Origin of the sequence: Actinoplanes sp. DH11 (genome assembly GCF_020873875.1) — a bacterium.
Taxonomy (GTDB): domain Bacteria; phylum Actinomycetota; class Actinomycetes; order Mycobacteriales; family Micromonosporaceae; genus Actinoplanes.
In genome coordinates, this window is the sequence record NZ_JAHWGU010000030.1 from 96,095 (window position 1) to 110,271 (window position 14,177).

15 protein-coding genes are annotated in these 14,177 nt (G+C 70.8%); 10 read left to right on the forward strand and 5 right to left on the reverse strand.

Annotation, left to right across the window (positions count from 1 at the left end; all coding sequences use genetic code 11):
- Positions 1-23 precede the first annotated feature (23 nt).
- The 5 genes from LPA41_RS33325 to LPA41_RS33345 are packed head-to-tail and all read left to right on the forward strand — an operon-like array spanning position 24 to position 6,547.
- Positions 24-1,331 (forward strand): ABC transporter substrate-binding protein, encoded by a 1,308-nt coding sequence (locus tag LPA41_RS33325; protein WP_229075095.1) that lies wholly within the window; start codon positions 24-26, stop codon positions 1,329-1,331.
- The gene (locus tag LPA41_RS33330; RefSeq protein WP_229075096.1) at positions 1,328-2,248 is read left to right on the forward strand and encodes a carbohydrate ABC transporter permease; all 921 of its coding nucleotides are present in this window, start codon (positions 1,328-1,330) and stop codon (positions 2,246-2,248) included. Before LPA41_RS33325 ends, LPA41_RS33330 begins: the two co-directional genes overlap by 4 nt.
- The gene (locus LPA41_RS33335; protein WP_229075097.1) at positions 2,245-3,057 is read left to right on the forward strand and encodes a carbohydrate ABC transporter permease; all 813 of its coding nucleotides are present in this window, start codon (positions 2,245-2,247) and stop codon (positions 3,055-3,057) included. The genes LPA41_RS33330 and LPA41_RS33335 overlap by 4 nt, the downstream gene beginning before the upstream one ends.
- On the forward strand, positions 3,054-5,516 hold the full coding sequence (locus LPA41_RS33340; protein ID WP_229075098.1) for a glycoside hydrolase family 2 protein: 2,463 nt from the start codon (positions 3,054-3,056) through the stop codon (positions 5,514-5,516). The genes LPA41_RS33335 and LPA41_RS33340 overlap by 4 nt, the downstream gene beginning before the upstream one ends.
- Before the next feature lie 50 nt (positions 5,517-5,566).
- Positions 5,567-6,547, forward strand: a complete 981-nt coding sequence (locus LPA41_RS33345; protein ID WP_229075099.1) for a glycosyl hydrolase — start codon at positions 5,567-5,569, stop codon at positions 6,545-6,547.
- A gap of 25 nt (positions 6,548-6,572) precedes the next feature.
- Here the strand turns inward: LPA41_RS33345 and LPA41_RS33350 are convergent, their stop codons facing one another.
- From LPA41_RS33350 to LPA41_RS33360, 3 genes are read right to left on the reverse strand one after another with little or no spacing between them, the layout of a single operon-like run.
- Positions 6,573-6,947 (reverse strand): hypothetical protein, encoded by a 375-nt coding sequence (locus LPA41_RS33350; protein WP_229075100.1) that lies wholly within the window; start codon positions 6,945-6,947, stop codon positions 6,573-6,575.
- Between the two features lie 58 nt (positions 6,948-7,005).
- Positions 7,006-8,445 carry a peptide MFS transporter gene (locus tag LPA41_RS33355; RefSeq protein WP_229075101.1) on the reverse strand — a complete coding sequence of 480 codons (1,440 nt, stop codon included), beginning with the start codon at positions 8,443-8,445 and terminating at the stop codon, positions 7,006-7,008.
- Between the two features lie 26 nt (positions 8,446-8,471).
- Positions 8,472-8,891, reverse strand: coding sequence for a hypothetical protein (locus tag LPA41_RS33360; protein ID WP_229075102.1), 420 nt, complete (start codon positions 8,889-8,891; stop codon positions 8,472-8,474).
- A gap of 224 nt (positions 8,892-9,115) precedes the next feature.
- On the opposite strand from LPA41_RS33360, the gene LPA41_RS33365 reads away from it, so the two are divergent.
- From LPA41_RS33365 to LPA41_RS33380, 4 genes are all read left to right on the forward strand, one after another.
- Positions 9,116-9,502 (forward strand): PRC-barrel domain-containing protein, encoded by a 387-nt coding sequence (locus tag LPA41_RS33365; protein ID WP_229075103.1) that lies wholly within the window; start codon positions 9,116-9,118, stop codon positions 9,500-9,502.
- Positions 9,503-9,591: 89 nt separating this feature from the next.
- Entirely contained in the window at positions 9,592-11,325 is a 1,734-nt protein-coding gene (locus tag LPA41_RS33370; RefSeq protein ID WP_229075104.1) for an NB-ARC domain-containing protein, read from the forward strand.
- 142 nt (positions 11,326-11,467) lie between these two features.
- On the forward strand, positions 11,468-11,875 hold the full coding sequence (locus LPA41_RS33375) for an SRPBCC family protein (RefSeq protein WP_229075105.1): 408 nt from the start codon (positions 11,468-11,470) through the stop codon (positions 11,873-11,875).
- A 45-nt stretch (positions 11,876-11,920) separates the two neighbouring features.
- Positions 11,921-12,343: a hypothetical protein gene (locus LPA41_RS33380; RefSeq protein ID WP_229075106.1), complete on the forward strand. Its 423-nt coding sequence runs from the start codon at positions 11,921-11,923 to the stop codon at positions 12,341-12,343.
- A gap of 156 nt (positions 12,344-12,499) precedes the next feature.
- Here LPA41_RS33380 and LPA41_RS33385 read toward each other — a convergent pair whose 3' ends face one another.
- Positions 12,500-12,778 carry a hypothetical protein gene (locus LPA41_RS33385; RefSeq protein WP_229075107.1) on the reverse strand — a complete coding sequence of 93 codons (279 nt, stop codon included), beginning with the start codon at positions 12,776-12,778 and terminating at the stop codon, positions 12,500-12,502.
- Between the two features lie 175 nt (positions 12,779-12,953).
- On the opposite strand from LPA41_RS33385, the gene LPA41_RS33390 reads away from it, so the two are divergent.
- The gene (locus tag LPA41_RS33390) at positions 12,954-13,241 is read left to right on the forward strand and encodes a hypothetical protein (RefSeq protein ID WP_229075108.1); all 288 of its coding nucleotides are present in this window, start codon (positions 12,954-12,956) and stop codon (positions 13,239-13,241) included.
- Positions 13,242-13,248: 7 nt separating this feature from the next.
- Here LPA41_RS33390 and LPA41_RS33395 read toward each other — a convergent pair whose 3' ends face one another.
- Positions 13,249-13,968 carry a Crp/Fnr family transcriptional regulator gene (locus LPA41_RS33395; RefSeq protein WP_229075109.1) on the reverse strand — a complete coding sequence of 240 codons (720 nt, stop codon included), beginning with the start codon at positions 13,966-13,968 and terminating at the stop codon, positions 13,249-13,251.
- Positions 13,969-14,177 lie beyond the last annotated feature (209 nt).

Here is a 14,177-nt window from a genome sequence, read left to right on the forward strand (position 1 = left end):
TCCCTCACGAACGGAAGAGCGACATGGCGGATAGAAGGACCTTCATCGGGATCGGCGCGGCTGTCGTGCTGGCGCTCGGCACCGGCTGCACCGGCGGGGCGGGCGAGGAGGAGCCGGCGGACTTCAGCGGCGAGGTCACCGGCGCGATCACGGTGCTGACGAACCGCACCGACCTGGCCACCACCGCCCTGCCGGAGTACGCGAAGAAGTTCGAGGCGAAGTACCCGGGCACCAAGGTCACCTTCGAGCCGGTCACCAACTACGAGGGCGACGTCACCACGCAGCTCAGCTCCGGGGAGTACGGCGACGTCCTGCTGATCCCGAACACGGTTGCCGTCGATCAGCTCGGCCAGTTCTTCGAGCCGCTCGGCAGCGTCGCGGACCTCAAGAGCACATACCGCTTCGCCGACGAGAAGGCCTTCGACGGGCAGGTGTACGGGCTGTCGATCGGCGGCGTCGCGAACGGTCTCGTGGTGAACAAGCGGGTCTGGGCGCAGGCCGGGATCACCGCGCCGCCGAAGACGCCGGAGGAGTTCCTCGCCGGGCTCAAGGCGGTCGCCGGGGCCACCGAGGCGATCCCGTTCTACACCAACTACAAGGACGGCTGGCCGCTGAGCTTCTTCAACAGCCAGCGGGCGATCCTCGGCGACCCGGCCGCCAACGAGACGTTCCCGGCCGACCCCAGCCCGTGGCAGCCCGGCAAGATCCAGCACATCACCGACGGCCTGCTCTTCGACATCGTCAAGAACAAGCTCAACGAGCCGGACCCGCTCACCACCAACTGGGAGGGGAGCAAGCCGATGATCGCCACCGGCAAGGTGGCGAGCATGCTGCTCGGCTCCTGGGCGGTGCCGCAGATGCGCGAGGCCGCGACGGCCGCCGGCGCGGACCCGCAGGACATCGTGTTCTGGCCGTTCCCCTACCAGACCAAGGGCACCTTCCACGCCCGTATCGAGGGCGACTACAAGGCGGCGGTCAGCCGGACCAGCAAGAACAAGGCGACCGCGAAGGCCTGGCTGGAGTGGTTCGTCAACGAGTCCGGGTTCGCCGCCGACCAGCAGTCGATCCCGCCGGCGGTGGGCCAGGAACTGCCCGCCGTGCTCAAGGACTTCCAGGCCACCGGCGTCGAACTGATGGAGCTGCCGGCCGCGGTCAAGAACAGCGGTAAGGAGGACGAGATCATCAAGGCGTCCGAGATCGACCTGACCGGCAACATCTACCGGCAGAAGCTGATCGACATCGCCCGCGGCGCGGCCAAGGGTGACAAGGAGTCGTACTTCGCCGAGCTGAACGAGCGATGGGGCGCCGCGCAGTCGCAGGTCATGCGGTGACGACCACGATGCGCAGGCCGGCGGCGGTCACCACGCCGCCGGTCACGCCCCGCCGCTCCCGCCGATGGACGCCCTGGCTCTACCTGCTCCCGGCCCTCGCCCTGCTGATCACGTTCACCTACGTGCCGGTCGGGAACATGGTGTTCTACAGCTTCCACACCTGGGACGGCCTCGACGTCACGATGGAACCGGCCGGCGTGGACAACTACGTGCGGGTACTTACCGACGAACGGTACTGGCGGGTCTTCCTGATCAGCGGGTACTACTTCGTGGCGTCGTTCGCGCAGATCGCCATCGCGCTGTACTTCGCGGTGATCCTGTCGTTCAACACCCGCTTCCGGAACCTGTTCAAGGGCATCCTGTTCTTCCCGTACCTGCTCAACGGCGTCGCCGTCGGGTTCGTGTTCCTCTACCTCTTCCAGCCCGACGGCACCCTCGACACGGTGCTGCGCTGGGTGGGGCTCGGTGAGCACACCCGGTACTGGCTGGGCGACCCGGACATCGCCAACATCTCCCTGGCGGGCACGTCGGTGTGGCGGTTCACCGGGCTCAGCTTCGTGCTGTTCCTCGGGGCGATCCAGTCGATCCCGGGCGAGATCTACGAGGCTGCCGAGATCGACGGCGCGAACCGCTGGCACCAGGTCCGGCACATCATCGTGCCCGGGATCCGGCGCATCATCAGCCTCTCCTTCATCCTGGCGATCTCCGGCAGCCTGTCGGTCTTCGAGATCCCGTTCATCATGACCGGCGGCGCGAACGGCACCCGCACCTTCGTGGTGCAGGCCTACGAGACCGCGTTCCAGTTCCGGCAGATCGGGCTGGCCTCGGCGATGGCGGTGGTGCTGCTGCTCGTCGTCCTGCTCATCACCTGGGTCCAGCGGCGGATCGTGCCCGACGAGGAGGTCACCCTGTCATGACCAAGGCCGCCAAGTACCTCTCGCTGATCCTGGCGTCGCTCATCGTCCTCGTACCGCTCGTCGTCGTCTTCTTCGCGGCGTTCAAGACCCACGCCGAGTACAACGCCACCGGCCCGCTGACGCCGCCGCGCAACTGGCTCAACGTCGACAACTTCGTGACCGCCTGGACCGAGGGCCGGATGCTGCTCGGCTTCTGGAACACCACGGTGATCCTGGTGATCTCGCTGACCGGCACGATCGTGGTCGGGACCCTGGCGGCGTACGCCGTGAGCCGTTTCGACTTCCCCTTCAAACGCCTGGTCCTCGGGTCGTTCCTGGTCGCCGCCCTGGTCCCCGGCGTCACCACCCAGGTCGCGACCTACCAGATCGTCAAGTCGATGGGCCTGGTCAACACCCCGGGCTCGGCGATCGTGCTGTTCCTCGGCACCGACATCATCTCGATCTACATCTTCATCCAGTTCATGCAGTCCATCCCGCCGAGCCTCGACCAGGCCGCGATGATGGACGGCGCGTCCCGGTTCACCGTCTACCGGCGGATCATCCTGCCGCTGATGAAACCGGCCATCGCGACCGTGGCGATCATCAAGGGCATCGCCATCTACAACGAGTTCTACATCCCCTTCCTCTACCTGCGCTCACCCGACCTGAGCGTGATCTCCACAGCGCTGTTCCGCTTCAAGGGCCCGTACGGCGCGCAGTGGGAGACCATCGCCGCCTGCACCATGATCGTCATCCTGCCCACGATCGTGGCGTTCCTGTTGCTGCAGCGCTTCATCTACAACGGCATCACCGCGGGAGCCACGAAATGACTGTCAGCACAGACCTGTCCGGCGCCTGGCGACTGACCGGCGACGGCGTCGACATCCCGGCGACCGTGCCCGGCTGCGTCCACGCCGACCTGCTCGCCGCCGGCCGGATCCCGGATCCGTTCCGCGACGACAACGAGAACGCCGTGGCCTGGGTGGGCCGCGCGGACTGGACGGTGACCCGGCGGATCGGCTGGACCGGCCCGCGGCCGGACCGGATCGACCTCGTCTTCGACGGCCTGGACACGGTCGCCCGGGTCGAACTGGACGGCACGACGCTCGGCGAGACCCGCAACATGCACCGCTCCTACCGGTTCGACGTGACGTCGCTGATCGGCGCGGACAGCGAACTCGCCGTGCGTTTCACCTCCGCCTACACCGAGGCGCAGCGGGTGGCGGACCTGGTCGGGCCACGACCGAACGCCTACCCCGAACCCTTCCAGTTCGTCCGGAAGATGGCGTGCAGCTTCGGCTGGGACTGGGGACCCACACTCGTCACCGCCGGCATCTGGCGGCCGGTGCGCCTGGAAGCCTGGAGCACGGCCCGGATCGCGGCGGTGCGGCCGCTGTGCACGTACACCGGGTGGGGCGGGAAGCTGGACCTGACCGCGGAGATCGAGCGCACCCGGGATCGCGCGCTGAGCGCGCGGATCCTGCTCGACGGCGCGGAGATCGCCTCGCTGGCGGCCGGCGACGACGGTGTACGGGCGGAGCTGGACCTCCCGGACGTCATGCCGTGGAACCCCCGTGGCCACGGCGAGCCCGCCCTGCACACGCTGACGGTCGTGCTGACCGATGGTGATCAGGAATTGGACCGCTGGGAGCGGCGTGTCGGGTTCCGCACCGCGCACATCGACCGCACCCCGGACGAGGCCGGCACCCGCTTCGTCATCCACGTCAACGACGCGCCGGTCCTCGCCAAGGGCGTGAACTGGATCCCGGACGACATCTTCCCGTCGCGGATGACCAGGGAGCGCTACGAGCTGCGGCTGCGCCAGGCCGCCGACGCCGGGATCAACCTGATCCGGGTCTGGGGCGGCGGCATCTACGAGGACCGCGCGTTCTACGAGGTCTGCGACGAGCTCGGGCTGATGGTGTGGCAGGACTTCCTGTTCGCCTGCGCCTGCTATCCGGAGGAGGAGCCGCTGCGCTCCGAGGTCGTCGCGGAGGCACGGGAGAACGTGACCCGGCTCTCCCCGCACCCCAGCCTGATCACCTGGAACGGCAACAACGAGAACCTGTGGCTGCGCGGTGCCTCCGGCTGGACCGAGCAGCCCGGCGGCGACCTGAGCTGGGGCGAGAAGTACTACCTCGACATCCTGCCGGCGATCGTGTCCGAACTTGATCCGTCACGTCCGTACCAGGCGGGCAGCCCCTGGTCCGGTTCCTGGGAGCACGAGCCCAACGATCCCGACCGCCAGACCTTCCACTCCTGGGAGGTGTGGAACCGGCAGGACTACCGGCACTATCTCGACTCGGCACCGCGGTTCGTGGCCGAGTTCGGCTGGCAGGCCCCGCCGGCGTGGCGGACCCTGCGGGACGCGATCTCCGACGACCCGATGCTGCCGGACTCGCCGGGCGTGCTGCACCACCAGAAGGCCGAGGACGGCAACGGCAAACTCGCCCGCGGGCTCGCGCCGCACTTCCCGGAGCCGGCGAGCACCGAGGCGTGGCACTACCTGACGCAGCTCAACCAGGTGCGCGCCGTGCGGACCGGTGTCGAGCACTGGCGTTCGCACTGGCCGCACACCGCCGGCACGATCGTCTGGCAGCTCAACGACCTGTGGCCGGTCACGTCCTGGGCGGCGATCGACGGTGCCGGCCGGTTCAAGCCGCTCTACCACGCGCTGCGCGAGATGTACGCCGACCGGGCGCTCACCGTGCAGACCCGCGACGGCGGGCCGGTCGTGGCGGTACTGAACGACTCCGCGCAGCGGTGGACCGGCCGGCTCGACATCACCGCCGTCCCCGCGGCGGTCCCCGCTTCCGCGGCGGTCTCCGCGGCATTTCCCGCTTCCGCGGCGATCCCTGCGGCGGCTCCCGCGGTGGTTTCGGTGGAGGTCGACGTGGCGCCGCGGTCGGTGGCCCTGGTGCCGTTCGAGGCGGCCGGCGCGGCAGGCGTGGCGGCCACCCTGGGCGAGGCGCGGGCGCTCTGGTTCGCCGCCGACCACGGGTACGAGGACCCGGGGCTCACCGTCACCGCCGAACGGGTGCCGGGGGGCCTGGACGTGCACGTGTCCGCCGTCGGCCTGGCCCGGGACCTGCTGCTCCAGGCCGACCGGCTGCACCCGGACGCGGTCGTCGACCGGGGCTTCGTCACCCTGCTGCCCGGCGAGTCGGCGGTGTGGCACGTCAGGGCGCCGGTCGACCTCGACCCCGGCGCGGTCAAGGACCCGTGGGTGCTGACCGACCTGGCGACCGTCCTGCGCGACCAGCATCGGAACAGCCACGGCTCGTCGTGAACGACGTCCACCCGTACCCGTAGATCACTGACCCGAAGGAAGGTCCTGCCGTGCGAATCCCCCTCGCCGCCGGCGCTGCCCTGCTCCTGGGCGCCGCCCTGCTCCCCGTCCCCGCCTCCGCCTTCCCCGCGACCGGCCGCACCACCGTGCTCAACTACCTGCGGTCGATCACCGGGACGAGCATCGTCTCCGGTCAGCACAACAAGGAACCGGCAAGCGCGCCCGGGCAGTACACCGCGCAGGTCAACGCCATCACCGGCCAGTGGCCCGGACTGTGGGGCGGCGACCTGATGTTCCGCGCCGACGACGTGAACAACCGGCAGCGCGTCGTCGACCAGGCCAAGACCGAATGGGCCAACGGCTCCCTCGTGGCGTTGACCTGGCACGCCTGCTCGCCGACCGTCGGGCGCACCTGCGAGTTCGAAGGCGGCGTGAAGACCCGGATCTCGGACGCGCAGTTCCAGCAGGTCGTCACCGGCGGCACCGCGCTCAACCAGACGTGGCGTGCCCGGATGGCCGAGGTCGTGCCCTACCTGCGGCAACTGCGTGACGCCGGGGTGCCGGTGCTGTGGCGGCCCTTCCACGAGATGAACGAGACCTGGAACTGGTGGGGCGGGCGGCCCGGCCCCAACGGCGGCGCGAAGATCTTCCAGCAGATGAAGGACTACTTCGACAGCCAGGGCCTGACCAACCTGATCTGGGTGTGGAACGTGCAGGACAACCCGGCCGGCGGCTGGTCGTCGTACTACCCGGGCACGACCTACGCCGACGTCGTGTCACTGGACGTCTGGTACAAGAATCACCCGTCGTCCGGCGACTACACGCAGGTGCAGTCGATCGCCGCGGGCAAACCGATCGCGATCGCCGAGATGGGCAAGGTCCCGTCCGCGGCGCTGCTGACCTCGCAACCGCGGTGGGCGTACTTCATGGTCTGGTCCGAACAACTGCGCGGCAACAACACGAACGCGGAGATCCAGGCCGCGTACTTCCACCCGCGCGTCCTCAACCAGGGCGAGGTCCGCATCGGCTGACGCGTTCCTGACCCGGGCCGGGCGCTCACCGGGTGCCGGGGGCGTCCGGGGTGCCCTCGTTGACGACGTACGGGCCGGTGCCGTCGAACATCGTGTGGTCGCCGAACGCGTAGGTGGCCAGCAGGTTGACGGCGTAACGGGCGTCGGTGTCGCCGTCGAGGGCTCGCCGGACCTTCTTCGCCCAGTCCTTGCGCGTCGCGGCGGTCATGTTCGCGGTGACGTCGTCGAAGTCGGCCGGCTTGTACCCGGTGCGGCCGGGTCTGCGCCCGGGCGAGAAACCGGTCCGGCGGACGTCGGCGACCAGTTCCTCGTACCAGCGTGTCGCCGTGGCCTTGCCGAACCTGGCCGCGGCGCTCTTGCTGATCTTCGGGGCGGCGACCGTGACAACTCGCCTGAACATCGTCGATCCTTCACGGGGGAGCACAGCGGGGACCGCCATGATCGCTCATGCGGACCGGTCAGCGGACACCGCCCATCAGCCGGGAGATGGGGCGGGCGCCCGCCGCGAGGACGAGACCGAGAACGATCGCGACAGCGCCGAGGATGCCGAAGTAGGCGGACTCGGTGTCGGCGCTGTAGAAGCGGGCCAGCGTCCCGGACAGCGCGGTGCCCAGCGCCACCGACAGGTAGAACAGGGCCACCATCTGGGTGTGGAAGGCGCGCGGCGCCAGTTTCGTCGACAGCGACAGCCCGACCGGGGAGAGCAGCAGCTCGGCGACGGTGAAGACGAGCAGGATGCCGGCGAGCGCGAGCAGCGGCGTGCTGTTGGGGCCACCCCCGGCCAGGGGCAGGAACAGCAGGAACGCCAACCCCATGATGATCGTACCGGCGGCGAACTTGAGCGGGCTGGACGGCTGGCGGTCGCCGAGCCGGGTCCAGAGGGCCGCGAACACGCCGGAGAGCAGGATGATGAAGACCGGGTTGATCGACTGCACCCAGGAGACCGGCATCTCCCAGCCGCCGAGGCCGCGGTCCAGGCGTTCGTCCGAGTAGATCGTGACGACGGTGAACTGCTGCTGGTAGAGCGACCAGAACGCGGCGCTGGCCAGGAACATCGGGATGAACGCGAACACCCGGCGCCGTTCCACGCCGTCGACGCGCGGGCTGGTCAGGATCACCGCGAAGTAGGCGACGGCCGCGACGACGCTGAGCACCACCACGATCGTCGACAGCCGGTCCGCGGCGAGCAGGCCGGTCAGCGCGGCCACCGCGACGACCACGACGCCGGCGGCGAACACGGCGGCGGCGATCGGCCGGCCCCGGGCGGGCAGCGGGTTCGGCACCTCACGGCCGGAGGCGGGCAGGTTCTTGCGGCCCAGCGCGTACTGGGTGAGCCCGATCGCCATGCCGACCGCGGCCAGGCCGAAACCGTAGTGGAAGCCGGCGCGGTCCTGGAGCAGCCCGGTCAGCAGCGGGCCGGCCAGCGCGCCCAGGTTGATGCCGAGGTAGAACAGCGAGAACCCGGCGTCGCGGCGTTCGTCCCGTTCGTCGTAGAGGTTACCGACCAGCGACGTCGCGTTGGCCTTCACGCCGCCGCTGCCGATCGCCACCAGCACCAGGCCGACCCCGACACCGGCCAGGCCGGGAAGCACGGCCAGCGCGATGTGCCCGGCCATCACCAGGACTGCGCTGAGGAACAGCACCCGTTCGGCGCCGAGGAGCCGGTCGGCCAGCCAGGCGCCGAGGATCGTGGAGAGGTAGACGGCGCCGCCGTACGCCCCCACGATGCTCGTCGCGGTGTCCTGGTCGATGCCGAGCCCGCCGTCGGCGGCCGCGTAGTACAGGTAGATCAGCAGGATTCCCTGCATGCCGTAGAACGAGAACCGTTCCCACAGCTCCACCCCGAACAGGTTGGCCAGCGGGCGCGGCTGGCCGAAGAAGGTCCGATCCTGCGACATGGTCGACGGCTACCCGGATCGGCGCCTCACGAACCTGGCTGGACCACCACAACCCGGACCGAACTGGCGGCGGCCACCTGCCGCACCACGTCGGCGACCTCGTCCCAGGCGGCCGGGCGGGCCAAGCCCATCGACCGGACCTCACGCCGTTCGGCGTCGTCGAGGGCGGCCGTCAAGGCGCTGCGCATCGCCTGCGGGTCCGGCGGGGCGCCGGCGCGCTGCGCGATCACCAGGTTGTAGACGAGCAGGCCGTCCGGCGCCTTCCACGTCATCATCCCGCCGAGCCGCAGCATCCCGGCGCGGCAGCGCTCCCGGTACCTGTCGTTCATCGACGGCCATCGCACCTTGAAGTCGTGCTCCATCACGCCGGCGCAGTTCACGCCGTGCGCCAGGGCGGGCAGGCCCTGTTCGAAGAGGTCACCGGCACGAGTGTCGATGAGGTCCACGGGCACTCCTCGAAGTGGGCGACGTTGCCGCCTTCCATCATGGAGTGTGAGATCAATCATGCATAGTCTCGCGGCGCCGATTCCGCTCACGGCCCGATCGGCGGCCGGGTACGCGCGTCGTCCGTACCTCATCATCGGGGCACATGAATCCGGCGCCGGCCGGGTAACCGCATGGTCATGAGGAGGTGGACGTGATGGGAGAACCAGCCGGAACCCTGACCCCGATGACCGAGTCCGATCGGATGGTGGCCGACCCCGCCCAGGACGTACGCGGACGCAAGGTGTTCGACGCCGACGGCGAGGAGGTCGGCACCGTGACGGACCTGCTCGTGGACACCGACGAGAACGCGGTGCGGTTCCTGCGCGTCGAGCACGGCGGCCTGCTCGGGTTCGGCGCGTCGTCGTCGTTCATCCCGGTCGATGCGGTCCGCCGGGTCACCGACGACGAGGTCCACGTCGACTCGCCGCGGGACCGGATAGCGGGCGCGCCGGCCTACGACCCCGATCTGGTGGACCAGGTCGACTACTACGACAAGGTGTACGGCCACTATGGGTACCCGCCGTTCTGGTCGCGGGGCTACCTCTACCCGGGATTCCCGGCCGCCCGATGAGCGGCGGCGCGCGCCCTGAGCCGTTCGGGGCGCGCGCGTCTGCCGTACGGCCGGTGACCACGGTGGCGCGCACGGTCGACAATGCACTCATGACCCTGCCCGGTACCGGCCTGCCGCCGGCCGCCGTGGTCTTCACCGGCCGTGACGGCGCGGCCGAAACGCTGCGTGCGGCGCTCATGCCCGGCGACCCGGCGGTGTCGGCGGTTGCCGGGCCGGCGGTGTCGGCGGTTGTGGGGCCGGCCGGCGTCGGCAAGACCGAACTGGTGCTGCAGACCGCGCACCGGGCGCTGGCCGACGGCTGGTTCCCGGGCGGCGTGCTCTTCGCCGACCTGTCCGGTCACGACGCCGGACGCCGCCGGTCCGCCGGTGACGTCCTGGTCGAGTGGCTGGTCGCGACGGGCGTGCCCGGTGAGCACATCCCCTCAGACGTCGCGGACCGGACCCGGCTGTGGCGGGACGTACTCCAGGCGTACACAAATCCGGGCCGCCGTCTGCTTTTGATCATCGACAACGCCGACGGCGAGGACCAGGTCCGGCCGCTGCTGCCCGGCGACGACCGGATCCCGGTGCTCATCACCTCCCGGCGCACCCTCGACCTCGACGCGCGCGGACACCACCTCGACGACCTGGGTCCCGGCGCCGCCGTCGCCCTGCTCGCCGCGGTGGTGTCCGCGCGCCGCGGCAGCACCGACCCGCGGCTGCGGGACACTGCCCGCAGCGGCCTCACCGAACTGGCCGAGGTCTGCGCCGGCCTGCCGCTCACCCTGCGGATCGTCGCGGCCCTGCTCGCCGACCGCCCCCACCTGCAACCGGAGATCCTGGCACGCCGGCTGCGCGACAGCCGCCGACCGGCCGCCCCGGCCGGTGGGCAGGCCGCCCCGAGCGATGGGCCGGCCGCCCCGGCCGGTGGGCAGGCCGCTCCGAGTGGTGGGCAGGCTGCCGTGCGGGCCGCGTTCGACGTGTCGTACCAGAACCTGTCCGACGCGCCGGCCCGGCTGTTCCGCCTGCTGCCGATCGACCCCGGCCCGGACCTCGCCACGCTCAGCGCCGCCCATCTGGCCGACATGCCCGAGCACCGGGTCACGGCCCTGCTGGCCGACCTGCACCGCGCGCACCTGATCACCGAACCCGCCCCGGGCCGGTGGGCCCTGCACGACCTGCTGCGGGACTACGCGACTGAACGACTCGCCGAGGTCGACGGTGTGGCCGGAGCCGCGCGGGCCGCGCACCGCCTCTACGGCTTCTACCGCGACATGACCGGCGCGGCGGCGGGGGAACTTCTGGCGGCCGGTTCGCTGGACGCCCCCGAGCCGGCCGGTTCCGCAGCCCCGAACCGGCCGGCGGCCCCGGGCGAAACCGGTGCTTCGGATGGGCTCGACGCCTCCGATCGGCCGGCTTTGGAGCGTTTTGGTTCTTTTGGGCGGCCGGCGGCGCCCGATCGGCACGCGGCCCTCGCCTGGCTCGACGCCGAGCTGGCCAACCTGGTCGCTGCCGCCCGCACCGGCCCCGGCCGAGGGCTGGGCGCGACGACGGTCGATCTGGCGTTCAGCCTCGCCGGCCATCTGACGTTGCGCCGGCGCTTCACCGAGGCGGTCGCCGTCACGACCCGGGCGCTGGATGTGCTGCGGACGACCGGGGAGGACCCGGCACGCGAGGGCGCCGCGTGGGACATGCTCGGTGCCGCGCAGTGCGAGCTGGGCCGGTTCGACGAGGCCGAACAGAGTTGGCAGCGGGCGGCGGCCGTGTTCGGCAACTGCGGCGACACCCACCACGCCGAGGCCGTCCGCAGCCGGCTCGACGTGCTGGCGAAGCGCCGGGAGTAGAACGGCGTCGTGCCGGTGGACTGCCGGGAGTAGAACGGCGTCGTGCCGGTGGACTGCCGGGAGTAGAACGGCATCGTGCCGGTGGACCGCCGGGAGCGCAACCCAGCCGGTTGGCCCGGCCGCCACGGGGAACCGGGAGACCATGACGGTGGACCGGCCGGCCCTGTGCCGCAGCGCGACGGTGAGCGGCAGGCGTACCCCCGACGACGTATGGGACCGCTACCTGCGCCCGCAACGCTGGCCGGAGTGGTCACCGCAGATCCGGGCCGTCGACTACGCCACCGAGACACTCGTCCCGCTGACCACCGGCAACGTGCACGGCCCGGCCGGTGTCCGGGCCCATTTCCGGATCCTGGACGTCGACGCCACCGGCCCGGTCCGCAGCTGGTCGTGGTCGGTGACGGCGGCCGGCGTACGCCTCCATCTGCGGCACACCGTCGAACCTCTCGGCGGCGGCACCCGGACCGGCCTGGTCGTGCGCGGTTTCGCGCCCGCGGTGCTGCTCTACGTGCCGCTCGCGTGGGCAGCCCTGCGGCGGCTGGTCCAGTGACGCCCGGCCGGCGGTACAGCTGATGCCCGGTCTGCGATACAGCTGATGTCTGGGCGGCGGTACAACTGCGGGTGCGGCAAGCGGCGCTTTCGCGACGAGGCGGCGGCTCGGGAGGCGGCTGCCGCGGACGAGGAGGCGTACGGGGTCGCAGTCGCCGTCTACCGATGCCCGGGCGGTCTCGCCTGGCACCTGACGGCTCACGGTTTCATCCCGGAGGCCCTGCGCTCGGTGGGGCGGCGTCTCGCGTACGAGCTTGTCGAGCACGGCTCCGTGGAGGTGGCCGAGTTCCGTACCCGGATGGGCCGTCCCGGCTCCCGCCGCTGGACGCGGGTGGAGCGTTGCGCCGAGCAGATGGCCGCGCTCGGGCTGGTACGCCGCGAGGGCGGCCCACCGGGACGTCTCGTGGCCGCGGACCTGCCGGGGTTGCGGCGGGTGGTGCAGGCAGGTCTGGACGCGTACCGCCCGTAAGCCGCAAAGCAAGCACCGCTGACCGTAAGCCGCAAAGCAAGCAGCATGGAGGCGCCGGCCTCGCCGTCCCCTGTCCGGGGCCGGCGAGGCCGAAACCGTGCGAAATCCTCGGCCGCGACGAAGCCCGTGGTGGCGCTCGCAGCAGCCGGCCGGGGCTCAGAACGGCGCGGGTCCGCTGCCGGCGAGCGACACCAGCATCTGCGTCGCGAGCAGCTTCCGGACGCCGGTGACCGAGACCGTGCCGATCTGGTCGTAAGGCAGCTCCAGATGCAGCCCGTCACTCGCGTTGTGAAGGTCGGCGCTCGTCTTGTCCGGGCGGAACGTGCCGCCCCAGCCCTGGATGCCGCCACGTTGATTGGTGCTGAGCGAGGCCATGCCTGACACATGCGTGCCGTCGACAAGGGTCAGCCTCGCCGGACCGGAGTAGGTCGTCATAGTGGCCAACCGTATCCGGCCCGCGTGGCAGAGCGACTCACTCGAGGGGGGTCGAGGCATTCCGGGCCGCGCCCGGACCCGACCGGAACGGCCAGGAGGTGCGACAACTTCCTCTTCACCCCAGAGACCGATTTTGTACGGCCGGAGCGCCTGAGCGGCCACCTATGCTTCCGCGATGAGCGACGTCTTCGTTGTCTGGCACGTCCGGCATGCCGCGTCTCCCGGCGGCCGGCCGGTCGCACATCGCGGCCCGGACGGTGCGCCGGACTGGGACGAGCAGCAGGGGGACGACCTCAAGATGCTCGGCGTATACACCACGGAACAGGGCGCTCGGGAACGCATCGAACGGGCCCGGAGATCGCCGGGATTCCGTGACGAACCGGACTGCTTCCTCGTCGACTGTTGCACACTCGACGAGGACCAGTGGTCCGACGGTTTCATCAGCGTCCCGCGCGGCGACTGACCTGCCCTCACGCCTCGGCGCAAGCGGCCAAGGCAGCCGGGTCCGCTATCACGATGCCGTGCGGTGTCACGGTGACGGCACCGGCCCGTGTCAGCCGGGCCAGGGCGCGGTTCACGGTGACGCGACTGAGACCGAGCACCCGGGCCAGCTGTTCCTGCGACCCGCGCCAGGCGATCGGGTGATGAGGACTTCGCTCGGTCGGGCGATCCGGTTTCCGCCCGGTCGGGTGATCCGGCTTTCGCCCGGACAGGTGATCCCGGAACTGCTGTGCCGGTTGATCCGCGGCGTGCTGGGGCGGGTGATTTGGGACGTGCTGGGCCGCCCGTCCCGCGACGTGCTCGGTCGGGTGATCCGGGACCTGGTGGGTCGGAGATTCCGGGTTTTGCTCAGTCAGCCACAGGGCGACGCGGGCCGCGGCGGGCAGGGTGGCGAACTGGACCAGCCGGCGCCGGGCGGCCATGGTGTCGCGGGCGAGGCGGGTGAGGACGTGGCGGCGTACCGCTGGATGCTCTTCCAACAGCTCCAGGAAGGCGGCGGACGGCAGCAGCAGCCCGGAGACCGTGGTCAGCGTCATCAGGCCCGTCGCCGGTGGGCGCCCGTCGAGAACCGCGGCCTTGTCCACGATCGCCGGGCCGGTCCACTGCTCGGGCCAGACCTCGGCACCGGCCGGCGCGCCGGCGGTCGCCACCATCGTCCCGGAGAGCAGGAACAGGACGGAACGCGGCATCTCGCCGGCCGTCCGGAGCACGGTGTCCGCGGTGATGCGTACCGGGCGACCGCGCCCAGCGACACTTTCCCGCACGGCCGGGGCTAGTACGGCAGCCGCCATTCGTGATCATGGCCGGAGTTCGAGGTTGAGACGGCGGGCGTAGTGGGCTTGTCTGGCTCGTGCTTGATGGCGGCGTCGCCAGTTCGACCAGCGCAAAGAGTAGGCGA